General features: G+C 64.9%; 24 protein-coding genes. 7 read left to right on the forward strand and 17 right to left on the reverse strand.

Annotated features, from left to right (window positions below; genetic code table 11):
• Positions 1–113: 113 nt before the first annotated feature.
• From HBA99_RS18240 to HBA99_RS18285, 10 genes are all read right to left on the reverse strand, one after another.
• Entirely contained in the window at positions 114–734 is a 621-nt protein-coding gene (locus tag HBA99_RS18240; RefSeq protein WP_081347744.1) for a TetR/AcrR family transcriptional regulator, read from the reverse strand.
• A gap of 50 nt (positions 735–784) precedes the next feature.
• Positions 785–973, reverse strand: coding sequence for a rubredoxin (locus HBA99_RS18245; protein ID WP_030096907.1), 189 nt, complete (start codon positions 971–973; stop codon positions 785–787).
• Positions 970–1,146: a rubredoxin gene (locus tag HBA99_RS18250; RefSeq protein ID WP_030096906.1), complete on the reverse strand. Its 177-nt coding sequence runs from the start codon at positions 1,144–1,146 to the stop codon at positions 970–972. The genes HBA99_RS18245 and HBA99_RS18250 overlap by 4 nt, the downstream gene beginning before the upstream one ends.
• Before the next feature lies 1 nt (position 1,147).
• A complete protein-coding gene (locus HBA99_RS18255) occupies positions 1,148–2,377 on the reverse strand; it encodes an alkane 1-monooxygenase (RefSeq protein ID WP_030096905.1) in 1,230 nt (409 codons plus the stop codon).
• Positions 2,378–2,537: 160 nt separating this feature from the next.
• Positions 2,538–4,013, reverse strand: coding sequence for an amino acid permease (locus tag HBA99_RS18260; RefSeq protein WP_070933059.1), 1,476 nt, complete (start codon positions 4,011–4,013; stop codon positions 2,538–2,540).
• A gap of 53 nt (positions 4,014–4,066) precedes the next feature.
• Positions 4,067–4,990: a cation diffusion facilitator family transporter gene (locus tag HBA99_RS18265; protein ID WP_030096903.1), complete on the reverse strand. Its 924-nt coding sequence runs from the start codon at positions 4,988–4,990 to the stop codon at positions 4,067–4,069.
• A 42-nt stretch (positions 4,991–5,032) separates the two neighbouring features.
• Positions 5,033–6,250 (reverse strand): mannose-6-phosphate isomerase, class I, encoded by a 1,218-nt coding sequence (gene manA, locus HBA99_RS18270; protein ID WP_070915198.1) that lies wholly within the window; start codon positions 6,248–6,250, stop codon positions 5,033–5,035.
• Complete coding sequence (locus HBA99_RS18275) at positions 6,247–7,314, reverse strand: hypothetical protein (RefSeq protein ID WP_030096901.1); 1,068 nt, start codon at positions 7,312–7,314, stop codon at positions 6,247–6,249. The genes manA and HBA99_RS18275 overlap by 4 nt, the downstream gene beginning before the upstream one ends.
• Entirely contained in the window at positions 7,314–8,714 is a 1,401-nt protein-coding gene (locus HBA99_RS18280) for a phosphomannomutase/phosphoglucomutase (protein WP_070950717.1), read from the reverse strand. The genes HBA99_RS18275 and HBA99_RS18280 overlap by 1 nt, the downstream gene beginning before the upstream one ends.
• A gap of 142 nt (positions 8,715–8,856) precedes the next feature.
• A complete protein-coding gene (locus HBA99_RS18285) occupies positions 8,857–9,267 on the reverse strand; it encodes a DUF3499 domain-containing protein (RefSeq protein ID WP_075908115.1) in 411 nt (136 codons plus the stop codon).
• 152 nt (positions 9,268–9,419) lie between these two features.
• On the opposite strand from HBA99_RS18285, the gene HBA99_RS18290 reads away from it, so the two are divergent.
• Entirely contained in the window at positions 9,420–9,920 is a 501-nt protein-coding gene (locus tag HBA99_RS18290) for a metallopeptidase family protein (protein ID WP_064409395.1), read from the forward strand.
• Positions 9,921–9,940: 20 nt separating this feature from the next.
• Here HBA99_RS18290 and HBA99_RS18295 read toward each other — a convergent pair whose 3' ends face one another.
• Positions 9,941–10,195, reverse strand: coding sequence for a WhiB family transcriptional regulator (locus HBA99_RS18295; RefSeq protein ID WP_030096897.1), 255 nt, complete (start codon positions 10,193–10,195; stop codon positions 9,941–9,943).
• 378 nt (positions 10,196–10,573) lie between these two features.
• Between HBA99_RS18295 and cofD the strand changes: the two genes are divergently transcribed.
• From cofD to HBA99_RS18315, 4 genes are all read left to right on the forward strand, one after another.
• The gene (gene cofD / locus HBA99_RS18300; protein ID WP_057966906.1) at positions 10,574–11,542 is read left to right on the forward strand and encodes a 2-phospho-L-lactate transferase; all 969 of its coding nucleotides are present in this window, start codon (positions 10,574–10,576) and stop codon (positions 11,540–11,542) included.
• Positions 11,539–12,915: a coenzyme F420-0:L-glutamate ligase gene (locus HBA99_RS18305; protein WP_070952129.1), complete on the forward strand. Its 1,377-nt coding sequence runs from the start codon at positions 11,539–11,541 to the stop codon at positions 12,913–12,915. Before cofD ends, HBA99_RS18305 begins: the two co-directional genes overlap by 4 nt.
• Entirely contained in the window at positions 12,915–13,466 is a 552-nt protein-coding gene (locus HBA99_RS18310) for an NUDIX hydrolase (RefSeq protein ID WP_064409397.1), read from the forward strand. Before HBA99_RS18305 ends, HBA99_RS18310 begins: the two co-directional genes overlap by 1 nt.
• Positions 13,467–13,551: 85 nt before the next feature.
• Positions 13,552–14,907 carry a hypothetical protein gene (locus HBA99_RS18315; RefSeq protein WP_057966868.1) on the forward strand — a complete coding sequence of 452 codons (1,356 nt, stop codon included), beginning with the start codon at positions 13,552–13,554 and terminating at the stop codon, positions 14,905–14,907.
• On the opposite strand, the gene manB is transcribed toward HBA99_RS18315, so the two are convergent.
• The 3 genes from manB to rfbD form a co-directional block, all read right to left on the reverse strand.
• A complete protein-coding gene (gene manB, locus HBA99_RS18320; RefSeq protein ID WP_070952128.1) occupies positions 14,904–15,983 on the reverse strand; it encodes a mannose-1-phosphate guanylyltransferase in 1,080 nt (359 codons plus the stop codon). The genes HBA99_RS18315 and manB overlap by 4 nt on opposite strands.
• A gap of 1 nt (position 15,984) precedes the next feature.
• Positions 15,985–16,848, reverse strand: a complete 864-nt coding sequence (locus HBA99_RS18325) for a glycosyltransferase family 2 protein (protein ID WP_064410405.1) — start codon at positions 16,846–16,848, stop codon at positions 15,985–15,987.
• A 69-nt stretch (positions 16,849–16,917) separates the two neighbouring features.
• On the reverse strand, positions 16,918–17,772 hold the full coding sequence (gene rfbD, locus HBA99_RS18330) for a dTDP-4-dehydrorhamnose reductase (protein WP_070952127.1): 855 nt from the start codon (positions 17,770–17,772) through the stop codon (positions 16,918–16,920).
• A gap of 120 nt (positions 17,773–17,892) precedes the next feature.
• On the opposite strand from rfbD, the gene HBA99_RS18335 reads away from it, so the two are divergent.
• Positions 17,893–19,401: an LCP family protein gene (locus tag HBA99_RS18335; RefSeq protein WP_070915210.1), complete on the forward strand. Its 1,509-nt coding sequence runs from the start codon at positions 17,893–17,895 to the stop codon at positions 19,399–19,401.
• A complete protein-coding gene (locus HBA99_RS18340; RefSeq protein WP_109398798.1) occupies positions 19,398–20,084 on the forward strand; it encodes a TIGR03089 family protein in 687 nt (228 codons plus the stop codon). The genes HBA99_RS18335 and HBA99_RS18340 overlap by 4 nt, the downstream gene beginning before the upstream one ends.
• Before the next feature lie 6 nt (positions 20,085–20,090).
• Here the strand turns inward: HBA99_RS18340 and HBA99_RS18345 are convergent, their stop codons facing one another.
• The 3 genes from HBA99_RS18345 to HBA99_RS18355 form a co-directional block, all read right to left on the reverse strand.
• Positions 20,091–21,254 (reverse strand): acyl-CoA dehydrogenase, encoded by a 1,164-nt coding sequence (locus HBA99_RS18345; protein ID WP_030096887.1) that lies wholly within the window; start codon positions 21,252–21,254, stop codon positions 20,091–20,093.
• Between the two features lie 54 nt (positions 21,255–21,308).
• Positions 21,309–21,809 (reverse strand): 5-(carboxyamino)imidazole ribonucleotide mutase, encoded by a 501-nt coding sequence (purE, locus tag HBA99_RS18350; RefSeq protein WP_109494279.1) that lies wholly within the window; start codon positions 21,807–21,809, stop codon positions 21,309–21,311.
• 97 nt (positions 21,810–21,906) lie between these two features.
• On the reverse strand, positions 21,907–23,115 hold the full coding sequence (locus tag HBA99_RS18355) for a 5-(carboxyamino)imidazole ribonucleotide synthase (RefSeq protein WP_109398797.1): 1,209 nt from the start codon (positions 23,113–23,115) through the stop codon (positions 21,907–21,909).
• Positions 23,116–23,184 lie beyond the last annotated feature (69 nt).

Below are 23,184 nucleotides of genomic sequence, written 5' to 3' on the forward strand. Positions count from 1 at the left end.
GCTTGAATAATTCCTGCATGTCAATTCAACTGACACACACGGGTCCGTCACCAGGTTAGCGCGTGTAAGCAACGGATAGTTAGATCAGGTAGCGAGATTTATGGATGCGCAGGTCACTGGGGGCCCGTGCCGCTTGTGGGGGCCTTGTCGGTGAGCGCGTTGGCCTCCACGAACGGGGACAGCAGGCGCGCCATATCGAGCGCCACATCATGATCCGATTCCGGCGGCATCGACACGTAACTAATCGCCAGCCGCACAATCGACCTCGCGAGGATGGCCGCGTCTTCTCCACTGGCGGCCACCCAGCTGTTCGCAAACGACTCGGTGAGCCGCGCCGACGCCGGCAGCACGATCAACGCGCTGTCGACCGTCACGAGGCGCATGAGTTCGGGCTTGGCCTCGCCTGTCAACAACGAGATGACCATGGGGTCTGCGGCACTCTCGGCGAAGAAGGCCGCAAATCCCTGGTGCAACGCGCCATGGATATCACCGACGTTGGCGTAGATCGCGTCGTTGACGGAGTCGGCCAGACGCAAGGCCAGCCGCAGGGCGTATCCCTGAGCCAGCCCCTGCCGGGAACCGAATTCGTTGTACAGCGTCTGACGGCTGACTCCTGCCCGGCGGGCGACCGCCGACATGGTCACTGCCGACCAATCCTGATGACGCAGAAGGTCTCCGAGCGCATCAAGCACCGATTCGCGAAGCAGCGCCCGCGCGGCCTCGGCATACGGCACTCGTGGCGTCACACCGTGGAGCCTGGCAGGCGCGGTGTACTCGGTCAATGTCATGGCCGCGCGATCTCCACCATCACGAAGTCGGCCTTGGCGGCCCCGCAGTCCGGGCAGCTCCAGTCCTCGGGGATGTCATCCCAGCGAGTGCCCGGCTCGATACCGTCCTCTGGCCAGCCCAGCGCCTCGTCGTACTGAAATCCGCACTGCATGCATTCGAACAACTTGTAGTCGTCGTCGCTCATGATTCCGCTCCTTGCAGGGCTTCAAAATCCACCTTCTCGCGCACTCCGCAGTCGGGGCAGCACCAGTCGTCGGGAACCTCCGACCACGCCGTCCCGGCCGGGAACCCCTCGCGAGGGGCACCCGTGCTCTCGTCGTACACGTACTGACATATGGGGCAACGGTACTGGGACATGTCAGGCCGCCTGTTCGGTTACGCCGTACTTGGCCAGAATCTTGGCGCGCTTGCTGGGCTGGATGTTGACCTTGGTGATGTCGCCGTCGTAGTGATCCAGCACCCGCTGATCCATCACCTTGCGCCACAGCGGCGGGAAGTAGGCCAGCGTCAGCATCGTGGCGTAGCCACTGGGCAGGTTCGGAGCACCGTCCATGCTGCGCAGAGTCTGGTAGCGCCGGGTGGGGTTGGCGTGGTGATCGCTGTGCCGCTGCAGGTGGTACAGGAAGATGTTGGTCACCAGGTGATCGGAGTTCCAGCTGTGCTTGGGGGTGCAGCGCTCGTAGCGCCCGCCGGCGACCTTCTGCCGCAGCAGCCCGTAGTGCTCCAGGTAGTTCACCGTCTCCAGGAAGGTGAAGCCGTAGATGGCCTGAATGATCAGGTACGGGATGACCGCGGTGCCGAAGATGGCGATGGTGACCCCGAACAACACCACCGTCATCAGCCAGGCGTTCACCACATCGTTGCTGGGGTGCAGCACGAAGCGGTTCAGCCGCTTCATGCGGGTGGCCTCAAGATTCCACGAAGACTTCAGGCTGCCCCAGACGCTGCGCGGCCAGAAGCCCCAGAACGTCTCGCCGAATCGCGAGCTGGCCGGATCCTCAGGTGTCGCGACGCGCACATGGTGTCCGCGGTTGTGCTCGATATAGAAGTGGCCGTAGAACGTCTGCGCCAGAGTGATCTTCGAGAGCCAGCGCTCCAGCTCGTCTTTCTTGTGCCCCATCTCGTGGGCCGTGTTGATGCCGACGCCGCCGAGCACACCGATCGACAAGGCGATACCCAGCTTGGAGATCCAGCTGATGCCGTTGTCGAACCCGATCCAACTCAGGTCGGTGGCGGTGAAGTAGTAGGCCCCCAGGAAGAAGCTCGCGTATTGGAAGGGAATGAAGATGTACGTGCAATAGCGGTAGTACTTGTCGTTCTCCAGCGCCTCCATCACCTCATCGGGTGCGTTCTCGCCGTCGGCACCGAAACGCAGATCCAGCAGCGGCAGGATCACGTACACCAGCAGTGGGCCGATCCAGAAGAAGAACGGCGAGAACTGCTGCCATCCGAGCTGGTTCATCGCATAAACCAGCGCCGTCGCAATGAAGATCGCCGTGGGCGGGATCATCCCGTACAGCCACATGTGGCGCTTGCGGTCGCGCCACTGGACGGGCAGGTCATGGGCTGCATCAAGGTTTGACGTCATCGTCACTATCTCCTCGGTCTATATCTGCGTGAGGTACGTCACCGAACAGATTTGACGATAGGACATGATTCGTCGCTTGTCTAGACAAATAGCTATGTTTTGTAAAGTGCCTGGTGGTGTGCGTCACCCACAAGGGACCCACGGAGAGATAGGGAGCGCGCTACTTCTCGACGGCTACCCGCAACCCCAGCACCGAGTGCCTGCGGCTATAAGCGAAGTAGACGATCACGCCGATGACCATCCAGGCCAATGCGAACGTCCAGGTGCGGACGGCGAGATTGAGCATCAACCACCCGCACGCCAGGATCGCGACCACGGGCAGCCACGGCACACCCGGTGTGCGGAAGCTCCGGGGCAAGTCGGGCCGGGAGCGCCGCAGCACGATGACGCCGGCCGACACCAGCACAAAGGCGAACAATGTCCCGACGTTGACGATCTCTTCCAGCCCCTCTATCGGGGTAAGGGACGCCGCTATCGCGACAAGAAAGCCCACGATGAGGGTGATGCGTATGGGTGTGCCATGCGATCCCGTCCGGGCGAGTTCGCGGGGCAGCAGTCCATCACGGCACATCGCGAAGATGACGCGGATCTGTCCGAGCATCAGCACCATCACCACCGTGGTCAGGCCGGCCAGCGCGCCGATGGCGATGACCTTGGCCGCCCAGTCGACACCGTTGAGGTGAAATGCCGTGGACAGATTCGGGTGCGAATCGGCCGCCCGCAGGTCGCTGTACTTGACCATGCCCGAGAGCACCACCGTGACCGCGACGTACAGAACGGTGACGATGACGAGCGAGGCGATGATGCCGCGCGGCACATCCTTTTGCGGGTTCCGCGTTTCCTCCGCAGTGGTGGCGACGACATCGAACCCGATGAACGCGAAGAACACGATCGAGGCGCCCGCCAGCACCCCGAACCAGCCGTACTGGCTTCCGGAGCCGCCGGCGATGAACGAAAACAGGGACTGATCCAAACCGGTCCTGCTGGAACTTCCTGCCTCCGCCGGTGGAACGAACGGTGTGTAGTTGGCCGCCTTGATGAAGAACGCGCCGACGATGATCACCAGCAGCACCACCAGGACCTTGACGGTCGTGATGACGAGGGACACCCGTGAAGACAGCTTGGTGCCGACGGCCAGTAGCACCGTCAACACCGAGACAATGAGCAGCGCGCCCCAGTCGATCTTGAGCGACCCGAGATGCACTGTGCCACTAGATAACCCAAATACCGTGCTCAGATAGCTCGACCAGCCCTTCGCGACGGTGGCCGCACCAACCGAGAACTCCAAGATGAGATCCCATCCCAGGATCCAGGCCGCGAACTCACCGAATGTCGCATAGGAGAACGTATAGGCGCTGCCTGCAACCGGAATGGTCGATGCGAACTCGGCGTAGCACATCGCGGCCAGGCCACACCCGATCGCAGCCATGATGAAGGACAGCGATATCGCCGGACCGGTGACATTGGCGGCCGTCGATGCCGTGACGGTGAAGATTCCGGCTCCGATGACCACAGAGACCCCGAAAACGGTGAGATCCCACCACGTTAGGTCCCTACGGAGCTTCGTTTCCGGCTCGTCGGTATCCGCGATCGACTGTTCGACAGACTTGGTTCGCCACAATCCGCTACCTGGCATTACGGCAGTCTTGCACAACCCCCGTGCTCACCACTGTTGATCACACCGGCCGGCTAAGAATTGACGGCCGAACGATCCAGATCGGGCTCGAGATAGATCACCTGCGCGATCGGCACCGCCTCGCGCACCCGCCGCTCTGCGGCATCGATCGTGGCGGCGACCAACGGCAGATCCGCATCGGGCGCGATCGCGATCTTGGCCGCGACCAGAAGTTCCTCGGGACCCAGATACTGAGTACGGCAATGGATTACCCGCTCGACGTGATCGGTGCCGGTCAGCGCATCCAGGATCGCGCGCTCCTGCGTTGCGGTCGCACCTTCACCGATCAGAAGGCTCTTCATCTCGACCATCAAAACGATCGCGATGACGCCCAGCAGCACACCGATCGCCATGGTGCCGATCCCATCCCACACGGGGTCGCCCGTGAGAATCGTCATGCCGACGCCGAACAGCGCGAAGGCCAGCCCCAGCAGAGCACCGGTGTCTTCGAGCAGCACGACGGGAAGCTCCGGGTTACGGGAGTTTCGGATGAACTGCCACCAGCTGGCTTTGCCCTTCAGCGGTTTGGATTCCACGAAGGCGGTGCGGAAGCTGTAGCCCTCCAGACCTATGGCCAACACCAGGATCACAATCGCGACAATGGGCGACTGCAGATGCTCGGGAGCGTGGATCTTGTGATAGCCCTCATAGAGGGCGAAGACCGAGCCGAGCGTGAACAGCACCAGCGCGACCACAAAAGAGTAGAAGAATCGGCTACGTCCATATCCGAACGGGTGCAGTCGATCTGCTTCCTTACTCGCGGCGCGCTGCCCGTAGAGCAGCAGCCCCTGGTTAGAGGTGTCCGCCACCGAGTGCACGGACTCGGCGAGCATCGACGAACTCCCGGTGATCAGGAATCCGACGAACTTGGCCGCCGCGATACCCGCGTTCGCCGCCAGCGCCGCGATGATCGCCCTCTTACTGCCGCCTGCCGACATCGACTCTCCTTCTGTTCCCGCTCGCATTGTGCTGACGGACGGTCACGCGTCCGCGTCAACTGTTGCCATGAATACACGGGCATCGGACTGCCCGGTCAGCGTCACATCTCCGCCGTCGGCCGGTATCCACACCGACTGTCCCGCATGAACGTCAAGGTCCGGCCCCATACCGTCCAACCGCACGCTGCCCCGCGTGCACAGCACTATCCGCGGTCCTTTTACCTCCACCGGTACGCGTTCGCCATCCACCAGATCGAATCGCGATAACGCGAACTCCCTGGCGGGCGTGAGGTACCGAGTCTGTGCACCGTCGGTGACGGTCTCAACATGCAGGTGTTTTTCGGCGGCGGGTGAGAAATCGAGCACCCGAAGCAATTCGGGTACATCGACGTGTTTGGGAGTAAGCCCGCCGCGCAGCACGTTGTCGGAATTGGCCATGATCTCGACGGCCAGACCACGCAGGTACGCATGCAGATTTCCGGCGGGCAGGTAAATCCCCTCCCCCGGTTCCAGCGTGAGCCGATTCAACAACAAGGAGGCAAGTACTCCGGCGTCCGCCGGATACCGCTCACCCAACTCCAGAAGCGTGCGCGCCTCACCAGCGAAACGCTCGTGGCCGGACGACAGATAACGCACGGCACCCTCGAGCACGGCAGGCACCAACAGATCCAGGCTGGGCTGCGGAAGGGTTATCCAGGTGGTGAACAGGGCGCGCAGCCCATCGGCATCGGATTGTCCGGCCAACAGATTCACATAGGGTGTCAGCTCGCCGACATCGAGCGCGCGAAAGAGTTCGACGGTGTCACCGGGGTCTCGAAAGCCTGCCAGCGCCTCAAAACGATCCAGCGCCACAACCAGTTCGGGCTTGTGATTGCGATCCCGATAATTGCGCACCGGAGAGTTGAGCGGGACACCCGCCGCCTCTTCCCGCGCGTATCCGTCTGCCGCCTGCTGCGCACTGGGGTGGGCTTGCAGGGACAGCGGCTCGTCCGCCGCCAGCACCTTGAGCAGGAAGGGCAATTGATCGCCGAACTCAGCCACCGACGCCGGACCCAACTGCCCTGCCGGATCTGCCGCCACTACATCGAGTAATGACTCTGCGCCACCACCGGTTTCCAGGTAGGCCGGATCGGCAGGGTGCGCACCCAGCCACAGTTCGGCTTCCGGATGCGGTGTCGGTGTTGGGCGTCCGGTGAACTCGGCGATCGCCGTCCGCGAGCCCCAGGCGTACGTCCTTATCGCCCCCCTGAGCAGATTCACAGCCCGGATCTCCCCCCGCCGAGCCGGGCGTACACCGAGGCCATTTCGAGTCGTGTCGCGAGCATCATCAGCTGCGCGAGCTCCGACGGTCGGGCCGCCACGTCACCAAGATCGGTGGTGCTCACCAGCTGCGCTTCATCGACACCATCGATCCGCGCCGCAACCGACTGGAAGTCGCTATCGGTGGCAAGAGCAAGTATCCGCGGTGGGCCATCGCCGCGGGGGCCGTCGATGAACTCGTCATGAAACAGTGAGCTCTCACCAGAGCTCCTGCTCGACAACGCATCCCGCATCGCGGCCAACGCTTGCGGAAGGCCGCACGCGGTAGCGGTGCGCTGCGTCAGCCGCAGCAGCGTTGCCGCCGCATGTTGCGCGAGCGCCACGGTGACCGACCGATCCCCGCAGAACACCGCGGGCCCACCGGTCAATCGCGTCGCGATCACCTTGGCGGCGTTGGTGAAGATTTCCCGGCCCACGGTATTCCGGGATACCTCGCCATCCACTTCATCGGCGATCGCCATGACGTCGGGCACGATGGCCCTGTCGAGCACCCCCAGCACTGCCGCCCCAACAGCGAGGTTGTGAGCAAGGCTGAAAGTGTCGGGCACCCGCAACCGGGGCGCCAGTGAAATCGCCCGGCCAGCACCGGAATCCGCCAAGGGACCCTCGTCGGGTGCGGCGATGACCACCCGGGCACCCCGACGGGTACCCATCGACACCGCAGCAGTGAGGGCAGGATCACCGGCATCGTCACCGGCGACCACCATGACATCGAGTGGGCCCACCCACACCGGAGCCCGGGTGGCGGTAACGAACGGAAGACTCGCGGTATCCGACAGCGCCCCAGCCAGAACCGCTCCCGCCGTTGCGGCGGTGCCGCGGCCCGCGACCCACACGAGCGCGCGCGACCGGTCCTCCACGTGAAGCGGGTCCAGGGCACCCTCGGCGATGGCTGTACCAACCGCCCGAACCTGCGAGCCGGCCATCGAAGCGGCTTGCAGCGAACCATCGCGGTCGGCCGCCAACAGCGCCTCGGCGTCGTCCAGATCGATGGTGGCCTTCATCAGGTCGCGGCCTCGGTGCGGTCGACCAACTCGGTGACGCGCGCGACCACACCCGCCACATCTTCGTCGGTGCGGGCCTCGACGTTGAGGCGCAGCAGTGGCTCGGTGTTGGACGTGCGCAGGTTGAACCACGTTCCGGTACCGATGTCGACGGTGACGCCGTCGAGATGGTCGATCGAAACTATCTGTGTGCCAAAGGACTTCAACACCTCGTCGATACATGCCTTGGCATTCGAGACGCGGAAGTTGATCTCGCCGGAGGATGCGTACCGCTCGTAATCAGACATGAGATCTGAAAGCGGCCGGTCCTGCTCGCCCAGGGCTGCCAGCACGTGCAGTGCCGCCAGCATTCCGGAGTCGGCACCCCAGAAGTCCCGGAAGTAGTAGTGCGCGGAATGCTCACCGCCGAAGATCGCGCCCGTCTCGGCCATCAATGCCTTGATGAACGAGTGGCCGACGCGAGAGCGCACCGGTGTTCCGCCGTGCTCGACGACAAGCTCGGGGACGGCACGCGAGGTGATCAGATTGTGGATGATGGTGCCGCCGATTTCCCGCTCCAGCTCTCGACGCGCTACCAAAGCGGTTACCGCGGAAGGAGATACGGCCCGTCCGCGCTCATCGACGACGAAGCACCGGTCGGCGTCGCCATCGAAGGCGAGGCCGATGTCAGCACCCTCGGCCACCACGAAGGCCTGCAGATCGCGCAGGTTCTCGGGGTCGAGCGGGTTGGCTTCGTGGTTGGGGAAGTTGCCGTCCAACTCGAAGTACAACGGCGCGAGCGCAATCGATGGAATCGCACCCAGCACCGCCGGTGTCGTGTGTCCGGCCATACCGTTACCCGCATCCACAGCCACCCGAAGGGGGCGTGCCCCGCTCAACTGAACCAGTGACCGCAGGAACTCGCCGTACTCGGCGAGAACATCACGTTCGGTGATCGTGCCCGCCGCAGCGTCGTGCGCGGGCACCCCGTTGATCAGCTCCTCGCTGATGATGGCCAGGCCGGTGTCCCTGCCCACCGGCTTGGCACCGGCGCGGCACAGCTTGATTCCGTTGTACGCGGCCGGGTTGTGGCTGGCGGTGAACATGGCTCCCGGGCAATCCAACAGCCCCGAAGCGAAGTACAGCTGATCAGTGGATGCCAGTCCGATCTGCACGACATCGACGCCCTGAGCGGTGACACCCTCGGTGAACGCCTGAGCCAGCGGAGGCGACGAGTCGCGCATGTCGCGGCCCACCACGATCCGCAATGGCGCGCCGGCGTCGGCCTGCTCCGCCTTGACCAGTCGTGCGAACGAAGAACCCACGTCGAACACGAAGGACTCGTCGATCTGCTCGCCCAGGAGGCCACGAACGTCGTACGCCTTGATGACTGCGTGGACAGCGTCGGCGGACCGGGCCATGACGAGAGCACTCCTATTGATCTGTCGAGCGAGGGACGTTAGGTGTCGCTGGCCAGCCTAGTGGTCGGCGAGTGCCCAACGTGAACGTCCGGCGAGAGGGTACAGAATGTCACCGGGCCAAGCCGAAAGCACCTGATCAGAACTACTCTGCCGGATCCGGCAGAACCCGCAGATGTCCGCGGCGCCGCCCGACGGGAGCCGGATGCACGGGCCGGGGAGCAGCCGAGGTGGCAGGCCCTCCCATATCGAGTGCGGGCTCGCTGAATCCCGCCGCGGCCATCCGCACTCCGGTGGGTTCCCGGACCGCATCGGCCAGGGCAACCAAGTCGTCATCCTCGGGATTCGACGGCAGGGGGCCGTTGTACCGGACCAGCTCCCAGCCACGGGGCGCGGTAATCCGGCTCGCGTGCTGCGCGCACAGATCCCACGAATGCGGCTCGCTGGACGTGGCCAGCGGCCCAACCACGGCCGTCGAGTCCGCATAGACAAACGTCAACGTCGCCACGGCGGAACTCGGGCACCCGGGTCGACAGCAGCGACGGGGGGCTCTCACAAACGTTGAGGCTAGCGTGCGCAAACACGTTCCGACCCGCAGACACGCGCTGTGAACCCACTGAGACCCTCCGGTGATCAGGCAGAGACCCCGGGGTGATCGGCTCGTTGTGATTCGTCAGCCACAGCAGTCACACCGTTACCATTTCCCGTATGGCACGTGACGGACGGCGCGGCGGCTCGGCGAGCGGATCGAGCTCGCAGGGCTCCCGAAGGGGGCGCGATTTTCGTGGCCCGCTCTTGCCGCCGACCGTTCCCGGCTGGCGCTCACGCGCCGAGCGCTTCGATATGGCGGTGCTGGAGGCCTATGAACCCATCGAGCGGGCGTGGCAGTCGCGGCTGGAGGGTCTCGATGTCGCGGTAGACGAGATTCCGCGCATCCAACCCAAGGATCCCGAGTCGGTGCAATGGCCGCCGGAGGTGATCGCCGACGGACCGATCCCGCTGGCAAGGCTTATTCCCGCTGGCGTGGATACCCGGGGTAACACCACCCGGGCGCGAATTGTCCTATTCCGCAAGCCGATCGAATTACGCGCGAAGAAATCTGGGGATTTGTCGGATCTCCTGCACGATCTGCTGGTGGCGCAGGTTGCCACCCACCTGGGGGTGGAACCATCGGTGATCGACCCGACCATCACCGATGAGGGCGACTAACCGCCCGATCGAACGCGGAGTTAGATGATGCCCCGCTTCAGGCGACGGCGCTCACGCTCGGACAACCCGCCCCAGATACCGAACCGCTCGTCGTTGGCCAGTGCGTATTCAAGGCACTCGTCCTTGACTTCGCAGCCCTGGCAGATGCGCTTGGCCTCGCGAGTCGACCCGCCCTTCTCAGGGAAGAACGCCTCTGGATCGGTCTGTGCGCACAGCGCCTTCTCTTGCCACTGATCATCAGCGACACCAATCAGCGCATCAAAATCGTTCTGCACCAACGTCAGATGCGGACGTGCGGGCGGCAAGCCCGTCGCACCCGTGCCGACGCCGGAACTCAGCTCGTCGTGTGCGCCAAATTCATTGTGCCCGAACAGCATCGTCCCGCCTCCTCACCATTCCCACTTGCAGTCGTCGTGCCCGGTTTCGTGCCACATTGTCGTTTCCCGGCCATTCCATTCGAACATCTGATCGAATCCCGGTCTGCGCCTGCAACTTCCAAACCCAGCCCGAGGAATGACACTGGTGTGATTACACACGTGTTCGCTGCCGGGGTCAAGCGAAGGACGAAAATTCATACCATCTACGACCGACAAAATCGGCGTGGCGCCCTCGTGGCGTGTCGCATCATTGCCGGCGCACTAGTGTCGGTCAGCGTGAAACTCACCGTCCTCGTCGGCGGCGTCGGCGGAGCGCGCTTCCTGCTCGGCGTCCAACGCTTGCTCGGATCGGACTCCAGCAAGCATCAGATAAACGCCATCGTGAACATTGGCGACGACGCCTGGATGCATGGCGTCAGGATCTGCCCTGACCTGGACACCTGCATGTACACCCTGGGCGGAGGGGTGGATCCGGAACGCGGCTGGGGACACCGGGGCGAGACGTGGAACGCCATGGAGGAACTGGCGGCCTACGGCGCCCAGCCCGACTGGTTCTCGCTCGGCGACAGGGACCTGGCCACTCACCTGATACGCAGTCAAATGCTGCGAGCCGGTTACCCGCTATCAGCGGTCACCGAAGCGTTATGCAATCGATGGCGGCCCGGAGTCCGCCTGTTACCCGCCAGCGACGACCGCTGCGAGACCCACGTGGTGATCACCGACCCCGCCGATGGGGAGCAGCGTGCCATCCACTTCCAACAGTGGTGGGTGCAACACCGAGCACAGGTACCGACCCACAGTTTCGCGTTCGTCGGCGCGGACGAAGCAAAGGCCGGCCCAGGCGTTGCCGAAGCCATCGCCGAGGCAGATGCCGTCTTGCTGGCTCCCTCCAATCCGGTGGTGAGCATCGGGGCCGTCCTGGCGGTCGGCGGAGTTCGCGGGGCGCTCCGCACAACCACCGCTCCGGTCATCGGGTACTCGCCAATCGTGTCCGGTAAGCCACTCCGCGGAATGGCCGACGAATGTTTGCGCGTGATCGGTGTCGAGGTGAGCTCACAAGGTGTCGGGGAACACTTCGGCGCCCGCTCACAGACCGGCATCCTGGACGGCTGGCTGGTCGACGAGGGTGACGCCGCTCACATTGCGGGAGTTCAGGTACGGTCGATTCCGCTGCTCATGACCGACCCGGACGCGACGGCGGCGATGGTGCGTGCGGGACTCGACCTGGCCGGAGTTACCCTATGACCTCATCTGCGGATTCCCCTGCACCGGAACATGGTTCGGCAGCTCCGGTGGAGATTCTACCCATTGCGGACTTGCCGGAATTCCGCCCCGGCGACGATGTCGCCAAGACCATCGCCGAGGCGGCGCCATGGATCCGGGACGGCGATGTGATCGTGATCACCAGCAAGATCATCTCCAAGGCCGAGGGCCGCATCGTCGCGGCGCCTACCGATCCCGAAGCGCGGGACACCTTGCGGCGCAAACTGATCGACTCCGAGTCGGTCCGCGTGCTGGCCCGCAAGGGAAAGACACTGATCACCGAGAACACCATCGGCATCGTGCAGGCCGCCGCCGGAATCGACGCGTCCAATGTCGATACCGCCGAACTCGTACTGCTCCCCACCGACCCCGATGGCAGCGCCGCGGCGGTGCGGGCAGCACTGTCGCGACAGCTGGGCGTGAACGTAGCGGTGGTGATCACCGACACCATGGGACGGGCCTGGCGCAATGGCCAGACCGATGCCGCCATCGGTTCCTCCGGCATCCCTGTCCTGTATGGCTACGCCGGTGCAAAGGACAAGCACGGCAACGAACTTCAGGTGACAGAGGTGGCCATCGTCGACGAGATCGCCGCCGCCGCCGACCTTGTCAAGGGCAAGCTCACCGATGTACCAGTTGCGGTGGTGCGGGGTCTGTCGGTGCCCGACGACGGCAGCGTGGCTCGCGACCTCCAGCGCTCGGGCCCCGACGATTTGTTCTGGCTCGGCACCGCGGAAGCGCTGGAGCAGGGGCGCCGCGATGCGGTGCTGGTGCGCCGCTCTATCCGTCAATTCGCTGATATCGCAGTAGATTCCGATCTATTACGGGAAGCCATCGGCGAGGCGTTGACGGCGCCCGCTCCGCATCACACCCATCCGGTGAGATTCGTATGGGTACGGGATCTGGCGACACGGCGCGCACTGCTGGATGCCATGAAACAGGCATGGGCCGTGGATCTCAGCGGAGACGGACGCACCCCGGAATCCGTCGAGAAACGGGTGGCCCGCGGACAGATCCTCTACGACGCACCCGAAATCGTGATTCCGTTCCTGGTTCCCGACGGTGCCCACGACTACCCGGACGAGCGCCGCAACGCGGCCGAACACACCATGTTCGCCGTCGCGGTGGGCGCGGCGGTGCAGGCACTGTTGGTGGCGCTGGCGGCGCGGGGCGTGGGGAGCTGCTGGATCGGGTCCACCATCTTCGCCGCCGATGTCGTCCGCAGGCAGCTCGAGCTGGATGCCTCATGGGAACCGATGGGGACCATCGCCATCGGATATCCGCACGGATACCCCGAGAAGACGCTGGAACCCCGCACTCCCCTTCCTGCCGGCCAGATGCTGGTTGAGCTCTGATGAGCCGCATCTCGGGTCTGCAAGCTTCCGCCGTCGAGCTGCTCTCCGCGTGGGAAACGCCCGATACCGAGCAGGACAGCCTGCGGCACTCCGTTCTGGCCTTTCTCGACGCCAATCCGGACGCCTGCCGTCGCCGCAGCGCCGCAGGCCATATCACCGCCTCGGCGCTGGTGGTCAACCACGACGGGTCGCAGGCGCTGCTGACCCTGCACCCGCGCGTGGGTAAATGGCTTCAGCTGGGCGGCCACTGCGAAGAGGAGGACGCCACCATCCGGGCCGCCGCGCTGCGTGAAGCCACCGAGGAATCCGGGATAGCAGACCTCACTCTTGAGCCGAATCTGCTTGGCATACATGTACATCCGATCACATGCTCGCTGGGTGTGCCGACTCGCCATCTCGATCTGCAGTTCCTGGCGCGCGCGCCCGAGGGCGCCCAGATCACCGTCAGCGACGAATCACTGGACCTGCGCTGGTGGCCCATCGACCAGATTCCGGCCGAAGATCCCTCGGTGGTCGTGTTGGCCGAACGGGCCCGCGCCAGACTGCGCTGAAAGTCGGGTAGTGCATTACCCGTGTCCGGCCTAACGAGCCGTCGTATCGTCCCCTCATCAGCGGCGATTCTGCGAGGGGACGCACATGGACATCAAGATTGAGACCCCCTTCGGTGGCAGCGCGAGAATCACCAAGCCCGACCGCGAGCCGTCCCCCGGCGGTGACGAGCCCCAGCACACGTTCACCGTCGGGGACTTACGACCGCGAGTCCGGGCGCTCTTGGTGTTGTGCATCGCCATCGACGGCACGATCGTGTTGTGGCTGGCCGCCAAGAACGCCACGCTGACCCAGAACGCGTGGGATCTGCTGGGCACCGCGCTACTCCTTGCCATCGGCATCACCTGCGCGCTGGCGATCGGGGGGATTGTGAAGTACCGGCACAGTTCTGTGCTCACCCCCCTGGCCAGCCAGGTATTCGTCATCTGTCTTGCCGCCTATGTCTGGCTGCTCGACCTGCGTAGTCCCGCAAGCCAGCTAGGGGGCATCACAGGAGTCGCGCTGGCATTGGGCGCCGTCGCCCTGTGCTGGGTGCTGTATCTGAGCCGGTACGCGGCGGGCGCCCTGACCAGAACCGGCATCGCCGTCGTCGCACTGTTTCCCCTCATTGGGTTGGTGCAGTTCTGGATTCAGAACGAGTACATGACGCACAGTTCGCTTCCGCTGATAGACGTGCAGACCGAGTTGACGCCGGTGGGCTCGACCGGCCCCATCATCCACGTCCTGGCCAAGACCACGTACCACAACCGTGGATCGTTTCGCGTCGACGTCCCGGCCACCCTGACCCGCGTCGTCGTCTATCCCAAGGGCACACCCGCAGAACCCCCTACACCCGAGAACGTGGCCGGGCACCTGAACGCACTCGGGAGTCAGTTCGGGGACTATCGCGAAACTCCGGCGATGTCCGCCCAGGCACGACTGATCTATGCCGGCTCGTCCGGCGGTGCCGGCGGGGCGTTCCTGGCTCCCGGATCGACGAACCAGGGCAGCACCATCATCGATATCGATTCCCGGACCGTCCGGTTGGCGGTCATCAAGGTCACCCTGATCGCCGTCACCCACCGATCGGTGAAGGAAACACGCACCTGCTATCCCCCACAGGTCGCGCTCGGCGAGGACGTGATCGGTTTCCTCAGGGAATCAACCCTGGTCCACGATTTCCTGGGGGGTAAGGCGTTGTGTACCGAAACCCAGTTCGCGTCCCGCGGTGTCATCGAGGAACTGGTTTCCGATCACCCCGTGTTGCGGATCTTCACCATGGTGTACGCCTCTGGGGCAACCACGCCGATATTGCTGCCGTTCTTCGGCACCCAGGAATCGCTGGACAATCCGCTCTCGAGCACGAAGGCGTCGACGATCATCGAGAACGCCAACCCCTCAGGCATGTTCGGCTCTTCCGCCGAGTACGCGCCGTCCGACGCCGATGTGCGGCCGAGTCCCTAGACGTCCGAGGAGTACCGGATGCCACCGTCGGGAATGGTGATTCCGGGCCATACCCGGGCGCCGCGCAGCAGCTCGCAGCGCGCACCGATATCGGCGCCGTCCCCGATCACGCCGTCACGCACCAAGGCGCGCGGCCCGATGCGGGCGCCGAACCCGATGATGGAGCGTTCCACCACCGCACCCGCCTCGATGCGGGCACCGTCGAAGATGACCGCGCCGTCAAGCCGTGCGCCCGGCCCGATTTCGGCGCCCCGGCCCACCACGGTGCCACCGATCACCAGCGCGCCCGGTGCCACCGAGGCACCGTCGTGCACCAGCGCCTCGCCCGGATGTTCGGGGATCGCTGGTGAGGGCGCGATACCGCGCACCAGGTCCGCCGAGCCGCGCACGAAGTCCTCGGGAGTGCCCATATCGCGCCAGTAGCTCGTGTCGACGTATCCGCATACCTTGGCGCCACTGCTGAGCAATCCTGGAAAGACTTCTCGCTCAACCGAGACCGGCCGCCCGGAGGGGATCTGTTCGATCAGCTCGCGCCGGAACACGTAACACCCGGCGTTGATCTGGTCGGTGGGCGGATCTTCGGTCTTCTCCAGGAATGCGGTCACGCAGCCCGTGGAATCGGTAGGCACACAACCGAACGCGCGCGGGTCGCCGACCCGTACCAGGTGCAATGTCAGGTCGGCCTGGGTCTGCTCATGCTGCGCGAGAAGGTCTTTCAAGTCCAAGCCGGACAACACATCGCCGTTGAACACCAGGGCGGTGTCGTGGCGCAGATGGTCCAGCACATTCCGGATGGCTCCACCGGTACCCAGCGGTTCCGTTTCGGTGACATAGGTAATCGACAGGCCCAGCTTGGACCCGTCGCCGAACTCCGACTCGAAGACCTCGGCCTTGTACGACGTTCCGAGCACCACATGATCGATCCCGGCCGCGGCGACCCGCGACAACACATGCGTCAGGAAGGGGAAGCCGGCGATCGGCAGCATCGGCTTGGGCGCCGAGAGCGTCAGTGGACGCAGCCGGGTGCCCTGCCCTCCCACCAAGATGACGGCATCGGCTTTCACGTGGTCAGACATATCACCCTCCTTGCTTGTCCCGGCGCCGATTGGCACGGATGGCCGAGCGCACCACGATCGCAGATCGAGCCGCCAGTGCGCCCCGAATGCTCCAACGCAGCGGTGCCTGCCACCAATGTGGATGCCGGTCTGATTGGTAGATGTAGACGCTGTCGTGGTGCGCAGTAAGGCTGCGTGCCGGATCACGCCCGGCGGCATGACCTTTCGCATGCACGACCTCCGAGCTCGGCGCGTACACGTTCTGCCAGCCCGCACGTGCCAGCCGGTCTCCGAGATCAACGTCCTCCATGTACATGAAGTAGCGCGTGTCGAATCCGCCGATGGCATCGAAGGCCTTGCGCCGCAGCAGCAGGCACGATCCCGAGAGCCATCCGACGATGCGCTCGGACGGCTCCATCCGGTCCTGGCGATACGCCGCGGTCCACGGATTGGTGGGCCACACCGATCCCAGCAGCGCGTGTAGCGCACCCCCCGCGAGCGACGGCACCACTCGCGCCGAGGGATACACCGAACCATCGGGCTCACGAATAAGCGGACCCAGCGCGCCCGCGGCGGGCCAGCGCTGCGCGACCTCAAGCAGCGCATCGATGCTTCCCGGCCCCCACTGCACATCGGGGTTCGCGATCACGATCCATTCGGCTTCGGGATCAACCTGCGCCACCCCAAGGTTGGCGGCCTTCCCGTAGCCGACATTGCCCCCGGTGCGCAGCAGCTCGACATCGGGCTCCTCGGCGGCCACTTCGGGCGCTCCGTCGGTGGAACCGTTATCGGCCAGGATCAACCGCAGCGGGCGATCGGTGGCGTGGCGCAGCGTTCTGAGGAAGCGATGGAGATGCTCGCCAGGCGAGTACGTCACCGTCACCACGGCGATCTGCTCGAGCGGCACCGACGAGCCACTCGGGCGATGAGGATCAGGCACGGTGCTTGAGGGTACCTACCCCTGATGTGTGGCCAGCGCCTCAGCCAACGCGTCCCGCCACGGACGCAACGGTGCCAGACCCGCCTCGGCCCACAGATCGCCGTCAAGTGCCGTGTACACCGGCCGGGGCGCTGCGCTCGGAAAATCGACGGACAGGCAGGGCTGCAGACGCGAGGTATCCGCCCCGACCAGCTCGAACACGGCCTTCGCCCAGTCGAACCGGTTCACCGCTCCACCCCCCGCCGCATGCAGCAACGGTTCGCGGACATCGGAGGCCGCGAGGTTCAACAATGCCTCGGCAAGGTCTGCGGCGTAGGTCGGAGAGCCGGTCTGATCGGTGACCACCCGCACCGGGCCGTCCCCGGCGGCCAATCGCCGCATGACCCCGACGAAATCCCCGTTGACGCCGGTGTAGACCCACGCTGTGCGCACCACCTGTGCTGTCGGTAGGACATCGTGCACGGCCCGTTCTCCGGCGACCTTGGTGCGCGCGTACACACCGGCCGGAGCCGTGGCGTCACCCGGTCGGTACGGGCGTGGGTCGGCATCACCGAACTCACCGCTGAACACGTAATCGGTGGAGATATGGATCAATCTGGCGCCAACCTCGCGACACGCCTGGGCCACCCGGGCAGGACCTTCGGCATTGACCGCGTACGCCCTGGCCTCGTCGCTTTCCGCGGCATCCACGGCGGTGTACGCGGCGCAGTTGATCACGGTATCCCCTGCAGCAACCGCACCATCGGGCACACCGTCGCGGGCAATATCCCAATCAGCCGAGTTCAGGGCGCGGATAGGGAGGGCGCGAAGCGCGGCACGGGCAATCAGATGGGTGCCGAGCTGACCGCCCGCTCCGGTGATAACAAGCACACCGAGAGTCTGGCACGCCGACTTCGCTTCCGAGGGATGAGAGCCACCCCGACGTAGCCTTGACGAGGCTTGAGACTCGTTGCCCGGCGAACGCCCGGCCCGGAAAAGAAACGGATCACCGTGACCGACCCTCACGCTCCTCGCGCGAGCGGCTCGTCGCAGACGGAGACGCCGCGCCCTCTGTGGCGGGGTATTGCGACGCTCGCCGCCGTCGCCGTCATGGTGGTCACCGGCGCCGCCTGGGGAAAGATCGGCAACATCGATCCGAACATCGCCCGGTTCGATCTGCCTGGTCTGTTCGGCAATGCCGGAAGGCCCGATGACGGCGCGATCGACATTCTGATGGTGGGCGTCGACAGTCGCAGCGACGCACACGGCAATCCGCTCTCGCAGGACGAGCTGTCCATGCTGAGGGCCGGGGACGAGACCGCCACCAATACCGACACCATCATCCTCATCCGCATCCCCAGCAACGGAAAATCCGCAACGGCGATCTCCATCCCCCGCGACTCCTATGTCACCGTCCCGGATGGCAGCAAGGGAAAGATCAACGGCGTCTACGGCGAAGCCAAAGAGAACGACCGTCAGAAACGCGTCGAATCCGGCGAGACACTGGAAGCCGCCGAACGCGAATCCGTCGACGCCGGGCGTTCGGCGCTCACCCAGACCGTGGCCAAGCTGACCGGTGTCACCGTCGATCGCTACGCCGAGGTCAGCATGCTCGGATTCGTGCTGATGACCAACGCGCTCGGTGGTGTCGACGTGTGCCTGAACGAGGCTGTGTACGAACCGATGTCGGGAGCCGACTTTCCCGCCGGTCCGCAGACACTCGATGGCCCCAACGCATTGAGTTTCGTGCGACAACGCCACGATCTGCCGCGCGGTGACCTCGATCGTGTGGTCCGCCAGCAGGTGGTGATGTCGTCACTGGCGCACTCGGCGCTCTCCGGGGGCACACTCACCAACCCCTCCACGCTGGGCAAGCTGCGCGATGCGATCACGCGCACCGTGGTGCTCAGTGAGGGCTGGGACGTCATGGACTTCATCAAGCAGCTACAGAAGCTGTCCGGGGGCAACGTGGCATTCGCGACCATTCCCATTCTGCGTGAGGATGGTTGGACCGAGGATGGCACCCAAAGCGTCGTGAAGGTCGATCCCGATCAGGTGCGCAGCTGGGTATCCGGTCTGCTGGACCAGCAGGCCCAGGGCAAGACCGAAGAGGCCACCTATTCCAAGGACCAGACGATCGCCGACGTCGTCAATGAGACCCAGATCAACGGCCTGGCCGCTGCGGTGTCGGAACTGTTGGTGGGCAAGGGATTCACCGCAGGCAAGGTGGGCAACAATGAGGCCGAGCATGCCGGCAACAGCCAGGTTCAGGCCGCGGAGTCGGACGACGTGGGCGCCAAGGCAGTGGCCGAGGCGCTGGGATTGCAGGTAGTGCAGAAACCGGGCCTGGCCGAGCACACCGTGCGCGTGGTGCTGTCCAACGACTACCAAGGCCCGGGATCTGGCCGTGAGACCACACCTGCCGCCTCGGAAACCGGCTCCTCCACCGAAGAAGAGGCGCCGCCCCCGCCCCCGTCGCCGATTTTCACGGCGGCCAACGGCCCGCGTTGCGTCAACTGATGGATCTCACCTCCCTGCTGCTGGGCGATGTGAACAACCCAGCCCCCCGGGTCACCTATTACGACGACGCCTCCGGCGAACGCATCGAACTCTCGACGGTGACGCTGGCCAACTGGGCGGCCAAGACCGCCAACATGTTGCGTGACGAATTCGGTGCCGGACCCGGGTCCACGGTCGCGGTGCGGCTGCCCGCACATTGGCAGACAGCGGGCGTACTGCTTGGAATCTGGTGGGCCGGAGCCGAAGTGGTGCTCGGCGGCGAGGACAATGCCGACGTGGCGTTCTGCACGCTTGGCGACGAACCGGATGCCGAGGAGGTGTGCGTGCTGTCGCTTGACGCGTTCGGGCGCCCCGTACCGGACCTGCCGCTGGGATTGACCGACTATTCGACGGCAGTCCGGGTACACGGCGACCGGTTCTCGCCCGCCGGTGCCGGGCCCGCCATGAACGGCCGCAACGTCGGGGACGTTGCCGCTGCCGCACGGGAAAGTGCCACGGCGCAAGGCATCACGGCCGAGGATCGGGTGCTGAGCACCGGTTCCTGGGACAGCCCGGACAAGCTGATCGAGAATCTGCTGGCAGTGCTCATCGCCGGAGCCTCCCTGGTGCAGGTGGCCAATCCGGATCCGGGCGCGCAAGAACGCCGGGTCACCTCCGAAAAGGTCACCCGTACGCTCTCCTAACGCGAGTTAGGAACCAAGCAGGGCGCGGGTCATCACCACGCGCTGAATCTGGTTGGTGCCCTCGTAGATCTGGGTGATCTTGGCATCGCGCATCATCCGCTCCACCGGGAAGTCGGTGGTGTACCCGGCGCCGCCGAACAGCTGCACGGCATCGGTGGTGACCTCCATGGCCACATCAGAGGCGAAGCACTTCGAGGCCGAGGAGATGAAGCCCAGGCTCTTCTCGCCGCGCTCAGCACGAGCCGCCGCGGTGTACACCAGCAGGCGGGCGGCCTCGACCTTCATCGCCATATCGGCGAGCATGAACTGCACACCCTGGAAGTCGCTGATGGACCGGCCAAACTGCTTGCGGTCCTTGGTGTATGCAATCGCGGCGTCGAGCGCACCCTGCGCGATCCCAAGGGCCTGCGCGCCGATGGTGGGCCGGGTGTGATCGAGCGTCTCCAGCGCGGTCTTGAAACCGGTGCCCGGCTGGCCGATGATCCGGTCGCCCGGAATCCGGCAGTTCTCGAAGTACAGCTCCGCGGTGGGCGAGCCCTTGATGCCCAGCTTGTGCTCCAGCGGGCCGACGGTGAAACCCTCGTCGTCCTTGTGCACCATGAAGGCCGAGATGCCGTGCGCCTTCTTCTCGGGATCGGTCACCGCCATCACGGTGTACCAGGAAGACTTGCCACCGTTGGTGATCCAGCACTTGCTGCCGTTGATGATCCAGTCATCGCCGTCCGCCTTGGCGCGAGTGCGCATGCTGGCCGCGTCGCTGCCGGCCTCGCGCTCGGACAGCGCGTAAGAGGCCATGGCCTCGCCGCTGGCGATGGACGGCAAAACCTGCTTCTTGAGCTCGTCGGAGCCGCTGAGGATCAGCCCCATGGTGCCGAGCTTGTTGACGGCGGGGATCAACGACGATGACGCACAGACCCGGGCCACCTCTTCGATGACGATGCAGGCGGCCACGCTATCGGCGCCCTGACCGTCGTACTCCTCGGGAACGTGCACGGCATTGAAGCCCGAGGCGACCAGCGCATCGAGGGCCTCTTGGGGGAACCGGGCCTTCTCGTCGACATCCTTGGCGTAGGGAGCGATCTCTTTTTCAGCCAGGCCACGGATCGCCGCACGCAACTCGTCATGCTCTTCTGCCAGCTTGAACAGGTCAAACGACGGGTTTCCAGCCATCACAGCCTCCAGGATCGAACAGTTAGTCGCCGTTAACTGTACGTCACGGTCAATTTAGTCGCCTAATAGTCTGCGCCGCAGCGCCTCATCCTTCTCCAAAACGGTTGCTTCCATGCTCGCTTGGAAGGCAACCACCTTGTCCCGCAGCGTCGTGTCGGAGACCCCCAGGACGCGCGCGGCCAGCAGCCCGGCGTTGCGGGCTCCACCGATCGACACCGTCGCGACGGGCACACCCGCGGGCATCTGCACGATGGACAGCAGGGAGTCCAGACCATCCAGCCGCGCCAGTGGCACCGGAACGCCGATGACCGGCAACGGGGTGGCCGAGGCCACCATGCCGGGCAGATGCGCGGCGCCGCCTGCCCCGGCGATGATCACCTGGATGCCCCGGTCGGCGGCCGTCTGTGCGTACTCCAGCATGCGCGCCGGGGTGCGGTGTGCCGAGACAACGCCCACCTCAAACGGAATTGCGAACTCCGCCAAAGCATTCGCGGCATCCGACATCACCGACCAGTCACTGTCGCTGCCCATGATCAGGCCGACCCGTGCACTCACTATTCAGCGTCCTCTCATCGTCGCGCAGCCGCTTATCAGCGCCTTCGCCTCTTCGCGCAAGCTCATCAGTGCCTCCGCTTCTTCGCGCAAGCGCTCATCAGTGTGTCGCTTGCCATCCATCGGTCCATACCGCGTGCGAGAGCCAGTGCGCGGCACGCTCGGCACGCTCACGCACCTCGGCCACATACTGCGGATCGCTCGGCGAACCATCCGCGCGGCCTTGGATATTCACGTGCCCGAGCTTGCGGCCCGCACGCTCGCCCTTGCCGTACAAGTGCACTTTCGCCTCCGGGATGCGGCCCATCAAATGGTGCATCCGTTCATCGAGTGACATCGCGGGAGTCTCAGGTGCACCCAACACGTTGGCCATGACGGTCACGGGAGCCAGTGGTTCGGTGGAGCCGAGCGGGTAGTCGAGCACGGCCCGCAGGTGCTGCTCGAATTGCCCGGTCCGCGCGCCGTCCATGCTCCAATGCCCGGAGTTGTGTGGTCGCATCGCCAGCTCATTGACCAGCAATCGGCCGTCATTGGTTTCAAACAGTTCCACCGCCAGGCATCCGGTCACACCGAGGTCGGTGGCGATCCGCAGCGCCAGCTGCTCGGCCTCCATCGCCCGTCCCTCGGGCAGCTCGGGTGCCGGCGCGATGACCACGGCGCAAATCCCATCCCGCTGAACGGTTTCCACCACAGGCCAGGCGGCACCCTGTCCGAACGGTGAGCGCGCCACCATCGCCGACAGCTCACGGCGCATGTCGATACGTTCCTCGGCAAGCAGATCCACACCCGCCGCCAGCTGCTCGGCGGCCACCGCGCGCGCCTCATCCAGATCGTCGGTGATCCACACGCCACGGCCGTCGTATCCGCCCCGCACCGCCTTCAGCACCACCCGGCTGCCCGTCTCCGCGGCAAACCGCTCGACGTCGGCGACGGTCTTGATATCGGCGAATCCGGGCACCGGAGCCCCGATGCTCTTCAATTTGCGTCGCATGAACGTCTTGTCCTGCGCGTAGATGAGCGCCGACGGCGGTGGCTGCACATTGACGCCCTCGCCTTGCAGGGTCTCCAGGAACGCGGTGGGGACGTGTTCGTGGTCGAAGGTGAGCACGGTGGCCCCCTTCGCCGCGCGGCGCAGATCATCAAGATCGGTATGCGAACCGAATACGACATCGGGGGTGACTTGAGCCGCCGGCTCATCGGCGGCATGTGCCAGCACCCGCAGTGTCTGACCCAGCGCGATCGACGCCTGATGGGTCATCCGGGCCAGCTGACCACCACCGATCATGGTGACGACGGGAGTTTCGGGCACAGACATATGTTGTCATGCTGGCCACACGGCCCCGCCGGAACGGTCCGTCTCAGCCGTCGTCAGCAGCCG

It is taken from the genome of Mycobacteroides chelonae (genome assembly GCF_016767715.1).
GTDB lineage: Bacteria > Actinomycetota > Actinomycetes > Mycobacteriales > Mycobacteriaceae > Mycobacterium > Mycobacterium gwanakae.

Excerpts from the sequence above, each read along its gene's own strand:
- HBA99_RS18250 (WP_030096906.1), bottom strand. The coding sequence starts at position 1,146 with ATGTCCCAGTACCGTTGCCCCATATGTCAGTACGTGTACGACGAGAGC.
- HBA99_RS18280 (WP_070950717.1), bottom strand. The coding sequence starts at position 8,714 with ATGGCCCGGTCCGCCGACGCTGTCCACGCAGTCATCAAGGCGTACGAC.
- HBA99_RS18265 (WP_030096903.1), bottom strand. The coding sequence starts at position 4,990 with ATGTCGGCAGGCGGCAGTAAGAGGGCGATCATCGCGGCGCTGGCGGCG.
- HBA99_RS18245 (WP_030096907.1), bottom strand. The coding sequence starts at position 973 with ATGAGCGACGACGACTACAAGTTGTTCGAATGCATGCAGTGCGGATTT.
- HBA99_RS18310 (WP_064409397.1), top strand. The coding sequence starts at position 12,915 with ATGAGCCGCATCTCGGGTCTGCAAGCTTCCGCCGTCGAGCTGCTCTCC.
- HBA99_RS18345 (WP_030096887.1), bottom strand. The coding sequence starts at position 21,254 with ATGGCTGGAAACCCGTCGTTTGACCTGTTCAAGCTGGCAGAAGAGCAT.
- HBA99_RS18305 (WP_070952129.1), top strand. The coding sequence starts at position 11,539 with ATGACCTCATCTGCGGATTCCCCTGCACCGGAACATGGTTCGGCAGCT.
- HBA99_RS18255 (WP_030096905.1), bottom strand. The coding sequence starts at position 2,377 with ATGACGTCAAACCTTGATGCAGCCCATGACCTGCCCGTCCAGTGGCGC.
- manB (WP_070952128.1), bottom strand. The coding sequence starts at position 15,983 with ATGTCTGACCACGTGAAAGCCGATGCCGTCATCTTGGTGGGAGGGCAG.
- HBA99_RS18260 (WP_070933059.1), bottom strand. The coding sequence starts at position 4,013 with ATGCCAGGTAGCGGATTGTGGCGAACCAAGTCTGTCGAACAGTCGATC.
- HBA99_RS18290 (WP_064409395.1), top strand. The coding sequence starts at position 9,420 with ATGGCACGTGACGGACGGCGCGGCGGCTCGGCGAGCGGATCGAGCTCG.
- HBA99_RS18275 (WP_030096901.1), bottom strand. The coding sequence starts at position 7,314 with ATGAAGGCCACCATCGATCTGGACGACGCCGAGGCGCTGTTGGCGGCC.
- HBA99_RS18315 (WP_057966868.1), top strand. The coding sequence starts at position 13,552 with ATGGACATCAAGATTGAGACCCCCTTCGGTGGCAGCGCGAGAATCACC.